The sequence below is a fragment of the Halorhodospira halophila genome, from assembly GCF_016653405.1.
Lineage (GTDB): Bacteria > Pseudomonadota > Gammaproteobacteria > Nitrococcales > Halorhodospiraceae > Halorhodospira > Halorhodospira halophila_A.
This window is the reverse complement of sequence record NZ_NHSN01000017.1, coordinates 236,560-252,718: the sequence shown is the minus strand read 5'-3', so window position 1 is coordinate 252,718 and position 16,159 is coordinate 236,560. Positions and strand designations below refer to the sequence as shown.

The window sequence follows — 16,159 nt, the reverse complement described above, 5'->3', positions numbered from 1 at the left end:
CGCCACGCTCCTCCAGCCCCCGCCGCAGCCCGACCGCCTCGGCCACGTGGCGCCCCTCGATGGGGTCGACCTCGTCGAGATCGGCCAGCGTCCGCGCCACCCGCAGCAGGCGGTGGTGCCCGCGCGGCGACAGGCCGATAACCTCGGTGGCCCGCTCCAGCGTCGCCTCGGCCTCTGGCACCAGTGCGCAGGCCGATTCGAGGGCCTCTCCGGCCAGTTCGGCAGCGATCACCCCGGAGCGCTGCCGCCGCCGCTCACGGGCCCGAGCCACCCGTTCGGCCACCACACCGCTCGGCTCGGCCGCCGGCGCGGCGGTCAGTTCCCGGGCACTGAGCCGCGGCACCTCCACGGCGATGTCGAAGCGATCCAGCAGGGGGCCGGTCATCCGGTCGCGGTAACGCGCCACCTGTTCCGGCGTACAGCGACACACCCCGCGCGGATCGCCGTGGTAGCCGCAGGGGCAGGGGTTCATCGCCGCGACCAGCTGGAACGCCGCCGGGTAGGTCACCCGGGCGTTGCTGCGGGCGATACTCACCTGCCGGGCCTGTAGGGGCTCGCGCAGCGCCTCCAGGGCGTTGCGCGGCAGCTCCGGGAATTCGTCGAGGAAGAGCACACCGCGGTGGGCCAGGGAGACCTCGCCGGGACGCGGCGGCTGCCCGCCACCGATCAGGGCGGCGGCGGAGACGGTGTGGTGCGGAGCGCGAAAGGCCGGCACCCGCCAGGTGGCCGGATCCACCCCCGCGCCGCTGACCGAGCGCACCGCGGCCGCCTCCAGCGCCTCGGCCTCCGGCAGCGGCGGCAGCAAACCCGGCAACCGCTCGGCGAGCATGCTCTTGCCGGTGCCCGGCGGCCCGCTGAGCAGCAGGTTGTGGCCGCCGGCGGCGGCCACCTCCAGCGCCCGGCGCGGTCCGGCCTGACCGCGGACCTCGGCCAGATCCGGACCCCGGGGCCGCTGCTCGGCCGCCGCTGCCGACCCCACCGGGGGCAGTGGATCACGGCCGTCCAGGTGGTCGAGGACCGCCAGCAGCCGCTGCGCGGCTATTGCCCCCTGCGGATGGACCAGGGCGGCCTCGGCGCCGTCGCCGACGGGGATGATCAGCCGCCGGCCGGCGTCGCGGGCGGCGCGGGCCGCCGGCAGGGTCGCACCCACCTCACGGAGCTCGCCGCCGAGGGCCAGCTCGCCGATGAACTCCAGCGAATCGAGCTCGCCGTGGACCTGCCCCGAGGCGGCCAGGACGCCGACGGCGATGGCCAGATCGAACCGGCCCCCGCCCTTGGGCAGGTCCGCGGGGGCGAGATTGACGGTGACGCGGCCGACCGGAAACGTCAGGCCGCTGTTGATGATGGCGCTGCGGACCCGGTCCCGGGCCTCGCGCACCTCGGCCCGCGGCAGGCCGACAAGTGAGAACGCAGGCAGCCCCGGCGCCAGGTGGACCTCCACCCGGACCTCGGGGGCCGACACGCCGAGCGCCGCCCGCGCCCGGGTTACAGCCAGTGCCATGGAACCCTCCCTGGTTCGTGGGGCACACGCGATGGTCAGCGGGGCATACCGCCCCGCCGGTTAGCCGTCGCTGCCGCCGGCAGGACCGCCCGGGCCGCCGCCCTGGGCCTTCTCCAGCTCGGCAACGCGGCGGTTGAGTTCCTCGAGCTGGGCCCGGGTCCGTGCCAGAACCTTGGCCTGGGCGTCGAACTCCTCGCGGGTCACCAGATCCAGCCGCGAGAAGCCGGCCTGCAGCGAGGCGCGGACGTTCTTCTCCACCTCGTCGTGGAACTCGCGCACGCCGGCCGGCAGGCTTGCCGTGAGCTTCTGCGCCAGTTCGTCGATGGTTTTCTGATCGATCATCGCCTTTCCAACCCTGTGGTCACGCACCGAAACCGTGCAGCGGCGCCATTTCCGCCCCCGACTGGTGCAGGGGTCACCGGGCCGCCGGTCTGTTCCCCCCGGTGTGGCGCGGTTTCGCCGTCGCCCCGGGGCCCTGGCACGCCTCCTGCAACATCCCTGATGACCGCAGCCGCATCCACTCGCCGCTGCGGCTCCGTACAACGCGTACAACGAGGACGACGCTCATGAAATTGGTAACGGCAATCATCAAGCCTTTCAAGCTCGATGACGTCCGCGAAGCGCTCTCCGCCATCGGGGTCCAAGGTATCACGGTCACCGAGGTGAAGGGCTTCGGGCGTCAGAAGGGACACACCGAGCTCTACCGCGGTGCCGAGTACGTGGTCGACTTCCTGCCCAAGATGAAGCTGGAGATCGCCATCGACGACAGTCTAGTGGACCGCGCCTGTGACGCCATCCGCCAGGCCGCGAACAGCGGCAAGATCGGCGACGGCAAGATCTTCGTCTTCGACGTCGAGCAGGCCATCCGCATCCGCACCGGCGATACCGGCACGGACGCGCTGTAACCGGCCCGCCCCCACTCAACGCAGAGGACCTGAACCATGGAAGACGTAGTCGAACTTGCCTACGCCCTCGATACTTTCTACTTCCTGCTCTCGGGCGCACTGGTCATGTGGATGGCCGCCGGGTTCACCATGCTCGAGGCCGGGATGGTGCGCGCCAAGAACACCACGGAGATCCTGACCAAGAACATCGGGCTCTACTCCATCGCCGTGATCATGTACATGCTCATCGGCTGGAACCTGATGTACGAGAGTTCGGGCAGTCTGCTGCCCACCTTCAGCTTCCTGCTGCCTGCCAGCGAGCCGGTCACCGCCGAGATGGCGCGCAGCGGCGAGGCGACGGAGTCCTACTTCTCGGACTTCTTCTTCCAGGTGGTCTTCGTGGCCACGGCCATGTCCATCGTCTCGGGTGCCGTGGCCGAGCGGATGAAGCTCTGGTCCTTCCTGATCTTCGCCGTGGTGCTCACTGGCTTCATCTACCCGATCCAGGGGCTGTGGAGCTGGGGCGGCGGCTTCCTCGACCAGATGGGGTTCTCGGACTTCGCCGGCTCGGCCATCGTCCACATGGCGGGTGCCTCGGCAGCCCTGGCCGGTGTCCTGGTCCTGGGTGCGCGTAAGGGCAAGTACGGCCCCCGCGGCGAGGTGCGGGCCATCCCCGGCGCCAACCTGCCCCTGGCTACCCTGGGCACCTTCATCCTCTGGCTTGGCTGGTTCGGGTTCAACGGCGGCTCGGAGCTGTCGGTCTCGTCGGCGGGTGCGGCCAACGCGGTGGCGACGATCTTCATGAACACCAACCTGGCCGCCGCCGGCGGTGTGGTCGCCGCCCTGCTCCTGGCCCGCGCCCTGTTTGGCAAGGCCGACCTGACCATGGCCCTCAACGGCGCCATCGCCGGTCTGGTCTCGATCACCGCCGGGCCGGACACTCCCTCGCCCCTGCTCGCCGCGATCATCGGCGGGGTCGGCGGCGTCCTGGTGGTCTTCTCCATCGTCGCCCTCGACAAGCTGAAGATCGACGACCCGGTGGGCGCGATCTCGGCCCACGGCACGGCCGGCATCTGGGGCATCCTGGCGGTGCTGCTCTCCAACCCGGACGCCACCTTCGGCGCCCAGATCGCCGGGATCCTGTCCATCTTCACCTTCGTCTTCCTGGCCAGCCTGGTGGTCTGGCTGATCCTGCGCTTCACCCTGGGCATCCGTGCCAAAGAGGAAGACGAGCAGAAGGGCATGGACGTGACCGAGTGCGGGATGGAGGCCTACCCGGACTTCACCGCCGGGCGCAAATAGGGCAACCGATCCTCTCCTCCTCTCCCGAACGGGAGACCTTGCGGGCGCTTCGGCGCCCGCTTTTCTTTGCTACGGGGGTAGACGGAACCGCTATCCTGTACGCTGCGTGCCAGCATCCAAGTCCCCGTTCCGAGGAGAAAACCATGCATTCCAAGTGGATCCCGTGGACCTGCGCCGTCGCCGCCGTGGCCGGCGCCTCGGTCGCCAGCGCCGCCGACCACCGGCCGATCACCCTCTCCAGCGTCCCGGTAATCGGCACCGACAACACCGAGCTCTTCGGCCACGCGGCCTATGAGTTCGGGCGAGAAGACGCTGGAGAACGCGACTACGACAACCTGCGCCTGGGCCCGCTGGGCTTCCGCTACGGGCTCACCGACGACTTCGAGTACGGCGCCTACTTCAGCTTCGTCAGCAACTCCGACGACGACGACGGCGCCCCGGACGATTCCGGCCTGGAGGGGATCACCGGCTTCGCCAAGCTCCAGCTCAACCGGCACTTCGCCCTGGAACTCGGCGCCCGCGCCGGCGGTGACGAAGATGTGCGTCCGTATCCCAACGACGGCCTGGACTTCTACGTGAACCTGCCCATGCAGCGTGACCTCGGTCCGGGGCTAGTCTACGGCGAGTTCGGCTACACCATCCAGGATGAGGACGTCGGCGGCACCTACGCCAGCTGGGGCATTGGCTACGCCCACCCCCTGGATACCGGCACCAACCTCAACTTCGAGCTGCGCGGCGACGAGAACCCCACCGGTTCCAACCACATGGACCTGATTGTCGGCGCCGGGCTGCAGGTCGAGCAGGTCCACCTGCGCCCCTACGTCGGTCTGGGGCTCTACGACGCCAGCCCCGATGTCTCCTTTGGCATCGGCGCCAGCCTGCCGCTCTAGGGCGTCGGCTTGGCTGCCGAGCCACGCCTGACGGTCCGCGATCTGCGCTGCGCGGTGGCGGCCTGGCCACGGCTGGCGGTGCCGGCCGGGGGCTGCGCCGCCCTCGCCGGCCCCTCCGGCTCGGGCAAGAGCCGGCTGCTGCGCGCCATCGCCGACCTCGACCCCAATGACGGCGCGGTGCACCTGGACGGCAGCCCGCGGGACGCCTACACCGGCCACGCGTGGCGTCGCCGGGTCATCTACCTGGCCGCCGACTGCGCCTGGTGGGCCGAGACCGTGGGCGAGAACCTAGCCGCCGTGGAGAGCGATACCCTGGCCGAACTCGGCTTCGATGCCGACGTGGCGCAGTGGTCGGTGCGGCGGCTGTCCACCGGCGAGCGCAGCCGCCTGGGCCTGGCCCGGGCGGTGGCCCTGCAGCCACGGGTGCTGCTCCTCGATGAGCCCACCGCCAACCTGGATACGGCCACCACCGAGGCCGTGGAGCGGGTGATCGATGAGCAGCGCCGGCGCGGGCTGGCCATCGTCTGGGTCACCCACGACCCGGAGCAGGTCCGCCGCCTGGACGCCCACCGCTTTACCATCCGCGACGGGATCGCCGAGGAGGGGGCGCCGTGACCCAGGAACTGATCCGCCTCGAACCGCTGGATCTGGTCATCGCCGGCGTCCTGGTGGTGGCCCTGGCCGGGTTCTCGTGGGCCGGGCGCCTGGGGGTGGAGCGCTCACTGCTGATCGCCGCAGCACGCACGGTGATCCAGCTACTGCTCGTCGGCCTGGTCCTGGAGACGCTCTTCGCCCACGCCACGCTCTACTGGGTGGCGCTGATGGGCGTGGTCATGCTGCTGGTCGCCGGCTATGAGGTGATGGCCCGGCAGAAGCGGCGCTTCGCCGGTTTCTGGGGTTTCGGCCTGGGCACGGCGGCGATGTTCCTGTCTTCGTTCAGCGTGGCGGTGCTGGCGCTGATCGCCCTGGTGCAGCCGCAGCCCTGGTATCAGCCGCAGTACGCTATCCCGCTGCTGGGCATGCTGCTGGGCAACACCATGAACGGCATCGCCCTGTCGGTGGACCGACTGACCGACGGCGCCTGGCAGCAGCGCGACGTCATCGAGGCCCGGCTCGCGCTCGGGGAGCCGTGGGGCGTGGCAGTGGAACAGATCCGCCGCGACGCCATGCGCTCGGGGATGATCCCGATGATCAACGCCATGGCGGCGGCGGGGATCGTCAGCCTGCCCGGCATGATGACCGGTCAGATCCTGGCCGGGGCACCACCGATGGAGGCGGTGAAGTACCAGATCCTGATCATGTTCCTGATCACCGTCGGTACCGGCTTCGGCACCCTGGCAGCAGTCTGGTTCGCCGCCCGGCGGCTGTTCGACGAGCGCGAACGCCTGCGCCTGGACCGCCTGCGGTAGGCGCCCGCCGCCGGGCGCCTGCCGCAGGGGCGGCGGGCCTACTTGAGCAGTTCCGGCACCGCCAGGGCGGCCCGGTGGATGTCGGCATTGTAGTAGCGAGTCTCGAAGGGCTTCTCCTCCGAGTCGGCCTCGCGGAAGTTGCGCGGGTCGCCGCCGTTGACCATCAGCGTGGCGGACCACCAGCCCGAGGGGTAACTGGGCACCGGGAAGGTCAGCGTGTGCACGCCGTCGAAGCCGGCCTCGCCGGCGGCGCGGTGCAACGGGCCGATGACCGAATCGCGGTGGAGCAGCGGTGACTCGCTCTGCTGCACCACGATCCCCCCGGGCCCCAGGGCGCTGCGCACGTCGCTGAGGAACTCCCGCGTGAACAGGCCCGCCGCCGGACCGACCGGATCGGTGCTGTCGACGATGACCACATCCAACGACTCGGGCTCGGCCTCGCGGATCCAGCGCAGGCCGTCGGTGAAGCGCAACTCGGCGCGCTCGTCGTCGTTGGCGACGCACAGGTCCGGGAAGTGGGTCTCGGCGACCCGGGTCACCCGCTCGTCGAGCTCCACCTGCAGGGCGTGATCAACCCCGGGGTGGCGCAGCACCTCGCGCAGGATGCCGCAGTCACCGCCGCCGACAATGGCCACGCGCCGCGGCTCGCGGTGGGCGAAGAGCGCCGGGTGGGCCATCATCTCGTGGTACAGGAACTCGTCGCGCTCGGTGAGCATGACGCAGCCGTCGAGGACCAGCAGCCGCCCCCAACGCCGGGTCCGGTAGACCTCGATGTGCTGATACTCGCTCTGCTCCTCGTGGACCCTGTCATCGATGGCCAGGGAGAAGGCCACGCCCTCGTCCTCGACCGCTTCAGTAAACCATCCCTCGCGCATCGCGCCTCCGCCAGTGGGGTTGTTGTTCGGCTCCGCTCGCTGCGGATGCGCGAATGTTACCATCCCGGGGCAGTGTGGCGCGTTGCGCCGCAGTCTCTCCGCCACAGCCGCAGACGGGCCGATGAGCGACGACTGGAGCAACCGACCCGGCCGCGAGGTCTACAACGTCCCGCGCTGGAGCGAGGGGTACTTCGACATCTCGGCGGCGGGGCGGCTGCAGGTCCGCCCCCACCGCGGGCGTGGTCCGGCCGTTGATCTGCGCCGGATCGTCGCCGACCTGCCCGATCAGGGCGTATCACCGCCGGTGCTGATCCGCTTCCCGGCGATCCTGCGCGACCGCGTTGACGCCCTCTGCGCCGCCTTTGGCGAGGCGATGGCCGAGGCCGGCTACCGGGGCGCGTACCGGCCCGTCTACCCGGTCAAGGTCAATCAGCAACGCTCGGTGATCGAGGAGATTGTCGGCGACGGCGAGCGCGTCGGGCTGGAGGCCGGCAGTAAACCGGAGCTGATGGCGGTACTGGCACTGGCGCCCGCCGGAGGCACGGTGATCTGCAACGGCTACAAGGATCCGGAGTACGTCCGCCTGGCGCTGCGCGGACTGCAGCTGGGCCTGCAGGTCCACCTGGTCCTGGAGAAGCGCTCCGAGGCGCGGCTGATCATCCGCGAGGCGCGCCGGCTCGGCGTCGCGCCGCGGCTCGGTCTGCGCGTGCGCTTGGCCTCCATGGGGGCCGGCAAGTGGCAGAACACCGGCGGCGAGCGCTCCAAGTTCGGCCTGACCGCCGCCGACGCCCTGGCCGTGGTGGAGGAGCTGCACGAGGCCGCGCTCCTTGAGCACCTGGAGTTGCTCCACTTCCACCTGGGCTCACAGATTGCCAATGTCCACGACATCCGCGCCGGCCTCTCCGAGGGGGCGCGCTTCTACACCGAGTTGCGCCGCCTGGGGGCACCGGTAAACAAGGTGGATGTCGGCGGCGGCCTGGGGGTGGACTACGAGGGCACCCGCTCGCGCGCGTTCTGCTCGATGAACTACAGCATCACCGAGTACGCCCACAACGTGGTGGCCGCCCTCAAAGCGGCCTGCGACGAGGCCGGGCTGCCCCACCCGACCCTGATCACCGAGAGCGGCCGCGCCATGACCGCCCACCACGCGGTGCTGGTCACGCCGGTGATCGATACCGACAGCCGCGAGGCCGGCCCCCCGGAGCCACCCCCGGCGGACGCCCCCAAGGTGCTGCGCGAGCTCTACCGCACCCTGGAGGAACACGCCCAGCGGCCGGCCACCGAGGCGTACCACGACGCCTGCCACTACCTGCAGGAGGCACGGGGGCTCTACCTCCACGGCGTCCTCGACCTGCCCCAGCGGGCCTACGCCGAGCGCTGCTACCAGGCCATCGGCATGCGCCTGCGCGGCCGACTCAACCCGGGCCGCCCGCATCAGCGGGAGGTGCTCGACGCCCTCAACGAGGGGCTCGCCGACAAGCTGTTCGCCAATTTCTCGGTATTCCAGTCGATCCCCGACGTCTGGGCCATCGATCAGATCTTCCCCATCGTGCCGCTCTCCGGGCTCGATCGGCCGGCCAGCCGGCGCGGTGTGGTCCAGGATCTGACCTGCGACTCCGACGGCACGGTCTCGCTCTACGTGGATGGCGATGGGGTAGAGGGCACCCTCCCGCTGCCCGAGCCGGAGCCCGGCGAGCCCCTCTGGCTGGGCATCTTCCTGGTCGGCGCCTACCAGGAGATCCTCGGCGACCGGCACAACCTCTTCGGCGCCACCGACTCCGTGAACGTGGAGGTGGACGAGCATGGCCACCGGTTCGTGACGGCCAGCCGCGGCGACAGCATCGGCGGCGTGCTGCGCTCGGTGGGCTTTGATGAGCGCGAGCTCAGCGGCGCCTACCGGCGCCGCATCGCCGCCGCTGACCTGGATGACGCGGCCCGCCGCGCCTGCCTGGCCGATCTGGAGGCCGGGCTGCTCGGCGGTACCTATCTGGAAGGCCCCTGAGCGCCGCGGCGCAGGGGCACGGACAAGGAGGCAACGGCATGAAGGCAGGGGTCATCGGTCTGGGCGCGATGGGCAGCGGCTTGGCGGCCAATCTGGCCCGAAGCGGACAGCTGGCGGCGGTGTGGAACCGTACCCGCGAGAAGGCCGAGGCCTTCGCCGGCGAGCACGGCGTGGCCCTGGCCGACGAGCCGGCCACGGTGGCCACCGCGGCGGACGTGACCTTTATCAGCGTCGACGCCGACGCCGACCTGCTGGAGGTCCTGGACGCTTTGGTGGACGCCCTGGAACCGGGCAAGGTAGTGGTCGACACCTCCACCGTGGCACCGGATACGGCACGACTCGCCGCCGAGCGCATCGCTCCGAGCGGTGCGGCGTTCCTCGACGCCCCGGTCTCCGGCGGGCCGGAGGGCGCCCGCCAGGGGACCATGGTGATGATGGTCGGCGGCGACACGGCGGTGCTCGAGCGCATCCACCCGGTGCTCGAGCCGATCTGCAGCGCCGCCCACGCCATGGGACCGGTCGGGGCCGGGCAGGCGACCAAGGCGGTGAATCAGATCATGGTCGCCGGCATCATGCAGGGGGTGGCCTCGGCCCTGGCCTACGGCAAGGGACAGGGGCTCGATCTGCAGCAGGTGATCGAGGTGCTCGGCGCCGGGGCGGCCAGCAACTGGCAGCTGCTGCAGCGCGGGCCGAACATGGTCGAGGACCGTTTCCCGCCGGGGTTCCGGCTGGCCCTGCACCGCAAGGATCTGGGCATCGTCCGCGACGTGCTGGCCGCCCAGGGCATCGAGCTGGATCTGATCGAGCGGACCCTGGCCGACTACGACCGCCTGATCGAGCAGGGGCACGGGGACGAGGACATCTCGGCGCTCTATCGGCTGCGCAGGGGCGACCTGGGCACCGACTGAGCGCCGGCCCCCGGGCGGCTTACCCCCGGGGGCCACGACCCCGGCGTTCAGCCGAGCGTGCGCAGGCGACGGCTGCTGCGCTCGCCCATCTCCGGCAGGCCGCGCAGCAGCAGCCAGAAGACCAGCGCCGGATAGGTCAGCAGGAGGCCAACCACGGCCCAGGCGATGCGCGGAACCGCCCGCTTCTCGATGACCACGATGGCCGCGAGGAAGCACAGCACGCCCAGGTAGTAGGCGGCCAGCACCACCTGCACCCAGGGGCTGAGGATCAGGGCCTCCAGCTCCGTGACCACCGCGGCCGGGTCGGCGAGCACATCGGCGGTGTAGAGCGTGTAGCCGAGAAAGCCCAGGCACGCAACGGTGGCGAGCAACAGGATGCTGCGCAACACAATCATGAAATCCCTCCTCCGGAAAAAGAACGGGGCACCCGACCCACCGCCGAGAGCCCCGGCATCAGACCGCTCAACCCTGAAATCTGGACTCTGAACCCTGAAAACTAACCATCCTGCCGCAGCATCAGCGGCTGGATGTCGTTGTCCTCCATGCGCGTGCGCGCCTCTTCAAGCCGGTCGCTGTCGTCGAACGGGCCGACCCGGACCCGATGCCACTCCTCGCCTTCATCCAGCTCAACGGTGTGGATCTGCGCCGGCAGGCCCACCAGGGCCAGGGTGGCACGCATGCTCTCGGCGTCGTCGTGACGCCGGAAGGAGCCGGCCTGCAGGAGGTAGCTGCGCCCCTCCTCGAAGGTCGCGGCCCGGGAGATCGCCTCCTCCTCTTCATCTTCGGTGCGACGTTCGTCGGCCCGGCCCAGGTCCTCCTCGGGGACGGTGACCTCGTCCTGCATCAGGAGCTCGTAGAAGTCGTAGCTGCGCTCGTCCTCGTCCGCCGTGGGCGCCTCCTCCGGCTCGGGCTCGACCTCGGCAGCCGGGTCCACCGGGGCGGCGTCCTCCCGACCTTGCTGGTACTGCACGAACAGCAGCGCGACCGCCCCAAGCACTCCCCCGAGCAGCAGCCAAACGAAGCCGGGCACGGCGCGCCGCTCGGTCCGCCGCGCCTGGGCCCCACCGCCGCGGCTGCGGGCGGAGGCGCGTGACTTGCTGCGCGAGGGGCTCCGGGACTTCGTACTCCGCTGGGTCATAATCCGTCGCTACATGCTCTGCGGGGCGTCGACGCCAAGCAGCCCCAGTCCATTGGCCAGGATCTGCCGAGTGGCCTTCACCAGGGTCAGGCGTGCATCGCGCAGCGCTTCGTCGTCGATGATGAACGGCACCGCGTTGTAGTAGGTGTGGAAGGCGGCGGCGAGCTCCCGCAGGTACTGCGCCACTTGGTGCGGCTCGCGGGAGAGGGCCGCCGACTCGATCACCTCCGGGTAGCGCCCGAGGAGATCGAGGAGGATGGCTTCGTGTTCGGCTTCAAGCCGCTCCAGCTCGGCCTGCTCGGGCGCGACGCGGCAGGCCAGACCGCGCTCCTCGAGCTGGCGGAAGACGCTGCAGATGCGTGCATGGGCGTACTGGCAGTAGTAGACCGGGTTGTCCGCCGACTCCGACTTGGCCAGATCCAGGTCGAAGTCCATGTGCTGCTCCGAGCGGCGCATAACGTAGAAGAAGCGCGCCGCATCCTTGCCCACCTCATCACGCAGCTCGCGCAGGGTGACGAACTCCCCCGAGCGGGTGGACATGGGCAGCTTCTCGCCGCCGCGATAGAGGATAGCGAACTGCACCAGGCGCACGTCGAGGCGCTCGGCATCCACCCCCAGGGCCTTCAGGGCGGCCTGGACGCGGGGCACGTAGCCGTGGTGATCGGCCCCCCAGACGTTGACCAGGGTATCGAAACCGCGCTCGATCTTATCCAGGTGGTAGGCGACATCGGCGGCGAAGTAGGTGGTCAGGCCGTTGTCCCGGCGCAGGACCCGGTCCTTGTCGTCGCCAAACGCCGAGGCCTGGAACCACAGGGCGCCGTCGGCGTGGTACGTGAAGCCGGCGGCGTCGAGCCGCGCCAGCGCGTGCTCGATGCGGCCCTGCTCGACCAGCTCGCGCTCGGAGAAGTAGCGGTGGTAGTGCACCCCGAAGGCGTCCAGATCGGCGCGGATATCCCCGAGGATGGCCTCCAGGGCGAAGTCGAGAACCCGCCGATACGCCGTCTCGCCGAGCAGCTCGCGGGCCCGGGCGACCAGGGCGTCGAGGTAGCCCTCCGGGTCGTCGGCCTCCGCCGGCAACCCGGCGGTCAGCTCGTCGGCGCCGCGAACGTGCGCGCGACCGTCGGTCTCGAGCAGCTCGCCGGCGTGGGCGACGATGTACGCCCCCTGGTAGCCCTTGGCCGGGAAGGGTACGGGCTCGCCGGCGGCCTCCAGGTAGCGCAGCCACAGCGAGGCGGCCAGGATGTCCATCTGTCGGCCGGCGTCGTTAACGTAGTACTCGCGGTGGACGTCGTAGCCAGCAGCCTCGAGGACGCTGGCCAGGGCGTCGCCGAAGGCGGCACCGCGCCCGTGGCCGACGTGCAGCGGGCCGGTTGGGTTGGCCGAGACGAACTCGATGTGCACCCGGTGCCCCGCCCCCACGTCGGTGCGGCCGTACCCGGCCCCCTGGCGCAGGACCTCGCGGACGCTCTCCTGGCGCGCTGCGGCCGTGAGCGTGAAATTCAGGAAGCCGGGGCCGGCGACCTCCACGCCGGCGATCGACGGAGAGGCCGGCAGGCGGCTGCGGATGGTCTCGGCCAGATCCCGCGGCTTCTGCCGCGCGGCCTTGGCCAGCACCATGGCGGTGTTGGCGGCATAATCACCGTGGGCGCGGTCGCGGGCGCGCTCCACCTGCACCTCGGGCAGCTCGAGGTCCGCCGGCAGCTCGCCGGCCTCGCGCATGGCCTCCAGGGCCTGCGCCAGGAGACTGGCCACGTGTCGCTTCATGGAGGGTCTCCGCTCGGGTCAGGAAAAGCCCGGTATTATCCCGCCGCGCCGGGCAGAATGCCAAGCCGACGGAGCGGATTATTCACCGCCGGGTGTGACCAGTTCGAGAAATGGCACGCGCCGGTCGTGGGCCGGCACGCTCTCCGGGTCGTGGCTGATAATCAGCGCCGTCCGCTCGGCCAGCCACGGGGCCAGACGCCGGGCGACCTGGGTCGCGGTGGCATCGTCGAGGCCGCGGAAGGGTTCGTCGAGCAGGACCACCGGGGCGTCTACCAGCACCAAACGGGCCAGAGCCAGCCGCCGCGCCTCGCCGCCGGAGAGCCGCCCGCCGCCCTCGCCAATCCACTCGTCCAGCCCCCGCGGCGCGGCGCGCACCCGTTCCTCGAGGCCCGCGGTGTGCAGCGCCCGCCACATGCGCGCCTCGTCGGCGTGCGGATCGGCGATGCGCAGGTTGCCCGCAACGCTGTCGGCGAACAGCTCGGTGCGTTGGGTCAGGTAGGTGATGCGGGCGAAACGCTCCGCCTCAGGCAGCTGCGCAACCGGGACCCCGCCGAGGGTGACCGTGCCGCTCTCGGGACGGGTCAGGCCCGCCGCCAGATCGAGCAGCGTCGACTTGCCGCAACCGGACGGGCCGTGGATCACCACGGTCTCTCCGGGTGCCAGCGCCAGCGAGCAGTCCCGCAGGACCGGCGGCAGGTGCGCTTCGTGGCGGAACGTAACCCCCTCCAGCGCCAGCCCCAGGGCCTGGCGCGGCGGACCCTCTGGCGGCGGCGCCGCCGTGTCGGGGGCGGCATCGGCGTGCTCGAGCAGGCGCCGTGCCGCAGCCCGCGTCCGCCCCAGGTGCTGCCACGCTCCGGGCAGCGTGGTGAGCGCTTCTCCAGCCGCGAGCGCGGCCAGCGCCACCAGCGCCAGCAGCGGACCACTGATGGTCCCGGCGTGATAGAGAGGGATGCCGGCGACCAGCGCGGCAAGGAGCGCGCCGTGGGCCAGCAGCCCCACCGCGCCCTCGCCGGCACCGGTCAGACGCGCCGCCCGGGACCGGGCGGCGGCCAGGCCATCGGCGGCGGCCATCAGTCGCTGCTCGTGGCGTGCCACCGCACCGCAGGCGCGCAGCTCAGCCAGGCCCTGGACCGCGTCGACCCCGGCCCCGCGCAGGGCCGGCAGGTGCCGATCCACCGCCTCACCGTGGGGCGAGCCGCGCCGCCAGGCCCACAACGGCAGGACGAGACCGCCGGCGAGCAGTACCGCGCCCACCGCTAACCCGGCCGGACCGGCCAGGAGCACTAGCACGGTGACCGTGGCGGCGAGGGTGACCACTGCGGCCAGGCTCGGGCCGACAATGCGCAGGTAGAGGTTGTCCAGGGCCTCGACGTCCGCGGTCATGCGGTTGAGCAGGTCGCTGCGGCGCAGGCGCCCGACGCGGGCCAAGGGTAGCGGCGCCAGGGTGCGGAACAGCCAGCCGCGCAGGCGCGCCAGCGTGCGGAGGACAGCGTCGTGGTGGACCAGGCGCTCGAAGTAGCGGGAGATGGAGCGGGCCAGGGCAAAGAAGCGGATACCGGCACTCGGCCGGTAGATGTCCAGGTAGGCGCCGGTCAGGCCGGCCACGGCGGTAGCGGTGATGAACCAACCGGACAGGCCCATCAGGCCGATGCTAGCCGCGAGGCTTACGATCAGCAGCAGCGTCCCGAGGACCAGCCGCCCGCGCTCCCGGCGCAGGTCGCGCAGGAAGGGCTTGAGTTCACGCACGGCGATCCTCCACGCAGCGACCAGCCTCGATGACCAGGTGTCGGTCGCCCCAGTCGTGGGTATCGCGGTCGTGGGCCACCATCAGCACCGTACGCCGGCCATCGGCCAGGCGGGCGACCGCCGCCAGCACCCGCTCGCGGCTGTCCGGGTCGAGCCCGGCGGTGGGTTCGTCGAGGAGTAGCAACGGTGCCCCGGAGAGCAGCGCCCGGGCCAGGGCCAACCGGCTGGCCTGGCCCCCGGAGAGCCCGTAGGCGTCCTCGCCCAGCGGCGTGTCGAGCCCCTCCGGGAGGGCGGCAATGACGCCTTCGAGGTCGGCGTGACGCAGCGCGGCCCACAGCCGCCGGTCGTCCGCTTCCGGATCGGCCAGCTGCAGGTTCTCGCGCACACTGCCGTGGAACAACCAGGGCCGCTGGCCCACCCAGGCCACCGCCCCGGCCGCGGGAACCGTCTCACCGACGGTCACCACGCCGCTATCGGGCTGGAGGAAACCGGCGGCCAGGTTCAGCAGGGTCGACTTGCCGGCCCCGCTGGGTCCGGAGATGACCACTCGCTCGCCCGCGGAGACGGTCAAATCGAGCCGGTCGAGGGCCGCGGCCTCCCCGCCCGGGAAGGTCACCGTGACCCGCTGGAAGGCGACCGGCAGCGGCTGCGGGACCGGCAGGCCGGTTTCCGGATCGCGGCGCGCCGGCGCCGTCGCCGGCCCGGCCGCGCTCGCCGCTGTGGCCGGCAGCGGCTCATCGAGCAGCTGCAGGATCTCCGCCCCCGCCCCCACGGCGGCGGCCCGGTCGTGGTAGTGCTGGGCCAGCCGGCGCAGCGGGAAGAAAACCTCGGGGGCGAGGAGCAGGATGAACAGCCCGGCGAACAGCCCCAGCTCCGGGCCCGGGCCGAAGTGCAGGTAGCCGAGCAGGGAGAAACCGACGTAGATGGCCACCAGGGCGATGGAGATCGCCGCGATCAGCTCCAGCGCCGCCGAGGATAGAAAGGCAACGCGCAGGACCGACATGCTGCGCCGCCGGTACTCATCTGCGGCGGCCTCCACCGCCTCGGCGGCGGCGTCGGTGGCGCGGAAGATGCGCAGCGTGGCCAGGCCGCGAAGACGGTCGAGGAAGTGAGCGCTGATACGCGCCAGGCTCTGCTGCTGGCGCCGGGAAAGCCGCGCAGCCCCCATCCCCACCAGGGCCATGAACAGCGGGACCAGCGGCGCGGCGATGAGCAGCAGCAGGCCGGCGAGCGGATCCACGCCGGCGACGATGGCGATCAGGACCACCGGGACCGCCACTGCCAGAACCATCTGCGGCAGGTAGTGGGCGTAGTAGCCCTCCAGTGCCTCGACCTGTTCGACCAGGGCGCTGGCCACGGCCCCGCTCTGGTGGCCCTGCAGGCGCGCCGGACCGAGGGCGGCCAGGTGGCGGTAGAGGCGCCGGCGAACCGCCGCGGTGATGATCCACGCCGCCCTGGCACCGGCGGCGGCCCGCGCCCAAGTGGCCCCGGCCCGGGCCAGGAAGACCGCTGCGAGCAGCCCCAGCGCCCCCCAAAGCTCGGCCAGGGGCGCGCCGTGGATCACCACCCGGTCGATGACCCAGGCGATAAGCACCGCCTGGGCCACGACCAGCAGCGCATCGGCCAGACCGGCACCGACGGTGGCGGCCATGGCGCCCCGGGCTTGGCGGGCCTGCTCCAGCAGCCAGGCGCCCGCCCGGCGGGTGTCGATTGCCCCGTCAGCGGCCGGTGCGGTCACGG

The 16,159-nt window shown here is 71.4% G+C and carries 15 protein-coding genes; 7 read left to right on the top strand and 8 right to left on the bottom strand.

Annotation, left to right across the window (positions count from 1 at the left end; genetic code table 11):
- Both CCR79_RS07145 and ubiK read right to left on the bottom strand, forming a co-directional pair.
- On the bottom strand, positions 1–1,501 hold a 1,501-nt coding region (locus CCR79_RS07145), incomplete at its 3' end, for a YifB family Mg chelatase-like AAA ATPase (RefSeq protein ID WP_201170302.1).
- 60 nt (positions 1,502–1,561) lie between these two features.
- A complete protein-coding gene (gene ubiK, locus CCR79_RS07140) occupies positions 1,562–1,843 on the bottom strand; it encodes a ubiquinone biosynthesis accessory factor UbiK (RefSeq protein WP_201170300.1) in 282 nt (93 codons plus the stop codon).
- 224 nt (positions 1,844–2,067) lie between these two features.
- On the opposite strand from ubiK, the gene CCR79_RS07135 reads away from it, so the two are divergent.
- From CCR79_RS07135 to CCR79_RS07115, 5 genes are all read left to right on the top strand, one after another.
- Complete coding sequence (locus tag CCR79_RS07135) at positions 2,068–2,406, top strand: P-II family nitrogen regulator (protein ID WP_201170298.1); 339 nt, start codon at positions 2,068–2,070, stop codon at positions 2,404–2,406.
- A gap of 36 nt (positions 2,407–2,442) precedes the next feature.
- Positions 2,443–3,687 (top strand): ammonium transporter, encoded by a 1,245-nt coding sequence (locus CCR79_RS07130; protein WP_201170296.1) that lies wholly within the window; start codon positions 2,443–2,445, stop codon positions 3,685–3,687.
- Positions 3,688–3,830: 143 nt separating this feature from the next.
- Positions 3,831–4,577, top strand: a complete 747-nt coding sequence (locus CCR79_RS07125) for a hypothetical protein (protein WP_201170294.1) — start codon at positions 3,831–3,833, stop codon at positions 4,575–4,577.
- 9 nt (positions 4,578–4,586) lie between these two features.
- The gene (locus CCR79_RS07120; RefSeq protein WP_201170292.1) at positions 4,587–5,192 is read left to right on the top strand and encodes an ABC transporter ATP-binding protein; all 606 of its coding nucleotides are present in this window, start codon (positions 4,587–4,589) and stop codon (positions 5,190–5,192) included.
- On the top strand, positions 5,189–5,986 hold the full coding sequence (locus CCR79_RS07115; RefSeq protein WP_201170290.1) for an ABC transporter permease: 798 nt from the start codon (positions 5,189–5,191) through the stop codon (positions 5,984–5,986). Before CCR79_RS07120 ends, CCR79_RS07115 begins: the two co-directional genes overlap by 4 nt.
- A gap of 38 nt (positions 5,987–6,024) precedes the next feature.
- Here the strand turns inward: CCR79_RS07115 and speE are convergent, their stop codons facing one another.
- A complete protein-coding gene (speE, locus tag CCR79_RS07110; protein WP_201170288.1) occupies positions 6,025–6,861 on the bottom strand; it encodes a polyamine aminopropyltransferase in 837 nt (278 codons plus the stop codon).
- A gap of 121 nt (positions 6,862–6,982) precedes the next feature.
- Between speE and speA the strand changes: the two genes are divergently transcribed.
- Together speA and CCR79_RS07100 are read left to right on the top strand one after the other, a co-directional pair.
- The gene (speA, locus tag CCR79_RS07105) at positions 6,983–8,863 is read left to right on the top strand and encodes a biosynthetic arginine decarboxylase (RefSeq protein WP_201170287.1); all 1,881 of its coding nucleotides are present in this window, start codon (positions 6,983–6,985) and stop codon (positions 8,861–8,863) included.
- A 38-nt stretch (positions 8,864–8,901) separates the two neighbouring features.
- Positions 8,902–9,771: an NAD(P)-dependent oxidoreductase gene (locus CCR79_RS07100; RefSeq protein ID WP_201170285.1), complete on the top strand. Its 870-nt coding sequence runs from the start codon at positions 8,902–8,904 to the stop codon at positions 9,769–9,771.
- A 47-nt stretch (positions 9,772–9,818) separates the two neighbouring features.
- Here CCR79_RS07100 and CCR79_RS07095 read toward each other — a convergent pair whose 3' ends face one another.
- The 5 genes from CCR79_RS07095 to cydD form a co-directional block, all read right to left on the bottom strand.
- The gene (locus CCR79_RS07095; protein ID WP_201170283.1) at positions 9,819–10,166 is read right to left on the bottom strand and encodes a hypothetical protein; all 348 of its coding nucleotides are present in this window, start codon (positions 10,164–10,166) and stop codon (positions 9,819–9,821) included.
- A 101-nt stretch (positions 10,167–10,267) separates the two neighbouring features.
- Positions 10,268–10,909, bottom strand: a complete 642-nt coding sequence (locus tag CCR79_RS07090; protein ID WP_201170281.1) for an SPOR domain-containing protein — start codon at positions 10,907–10,909, stop codon at positions 10,268–10,270.
- A gap of 9 nt (positions 10,910–10,918) precedes the next feature.
- Positions 10,919–12,673 (bottom strand): arginine--tRNA ligase, encoded by a 1,755-nt coding sequence (gene argS / locus CCR79_RS07085; RefSeq protein WP_201170279.1) that lies wholly within the window; start codon positions 12,671–12,673, stop codon positions 10,919–10,921.
- Between the two features lie 78 nt (positions 12,674–12,751).
- On the bottom strand, positions 12,752–14,419 hold the full coding sequence (gene cydC / locus CCR79_RS07080; RefSeq protein WP_201170277.1) for a thiol reductant ABC exporter subunit CydC: 1,668 nt from the start codon (positions 14,417–14,419) through the stop codon (positions 12,752–12,754).
- Entirely contained in the window at positions 14,412–16,157 is a 1,746-nt protein-coding gene (gene cydD, locus CCR79_RS07075) for a thiol reductant ABC exporter subunit CydD (protein WP_238635048.1), read from the bottom strand. The genes cydC and cydD overlap by 8 nt, the downstream gene beginning before the upstream one ends.
- Between the last annotated feature and the right edge of the window lie 2 nt (positions 16,158–16,159).

Excerpts from the sequence above, each read along its gene's own strand:
- ubiK (WP_201170300.1), bottom strand. The coding sequence starts at position 1,843 with ATGATCGATCAGAAAACCATCGACGAACTGGCGCAGAAGCTCACGGCA.
- CCR79_RS07135 (WP_201170298.1), top strand. The coding sequence starts at position 2,068 with ATGAAATTGGTAACGGCAATCATCAAGCCTTTCAAGCTCGATGACGTC.
- CCR79_RS07130 (WP_201170296.1), top strand. The coding sequence starts at position 2,443 with ATGGAAGACGTAGTCGAACTTGCCTACGCCCTCGATACTTTCTACTTC.
- CCR79_RS07125 (WP_201170294.1), top strand. The coding sequence starts at position 3,831 with ATGCATTCCAAGTGGATCCCGTGGACCTGCGCCGTCGCCGCCGTGGCC.
- speE (WP_201170288.1), bottom strand. The coding sequence starts at position 6,861 with ATGCGCGAGGGATGGTTTACTGAAGCGGTCGAGGACGAGGGCGTGGCC.
- speA (WP_201170287.1), top strand. The coding sequence starts at position 6,983 with ATGAGCGACGACTGGAGCAACCGACCCGGCCGCGAGGTCTACAACGTC.
- CCR79_RS07100 (WP_201170285.1), top strand. The coding sequence starts at position 8,902 with ATGAAGGCAGGGGTCATCGGTCTGGGCGCGATGGGCAGCGGCTTGGCG.
- CCR79_RS07095 (WP_201170283.1), bottom strand. The coding sequence starts at position 10,166 with ATGATTGTGTTGCGCAGCATCCTGTTGCTCGCCACCGTTGCGTGCCTG.
- CCR79_RS07090 (WP_201170281.1), bottom strand. The coding sequence starts at position 10,909 with ATGACCCAGCGGAGTACGAAGTCCCGGAGCCCCTCGCGCAGCAAGTCA.
- argS (WP_201170279.1), bottom strand. The coding sequence starts at position 12,673 with ATGAAGCGACACGTGGCCAGTCTCCTGGCGCAGGCCCTGGAGGCCATG.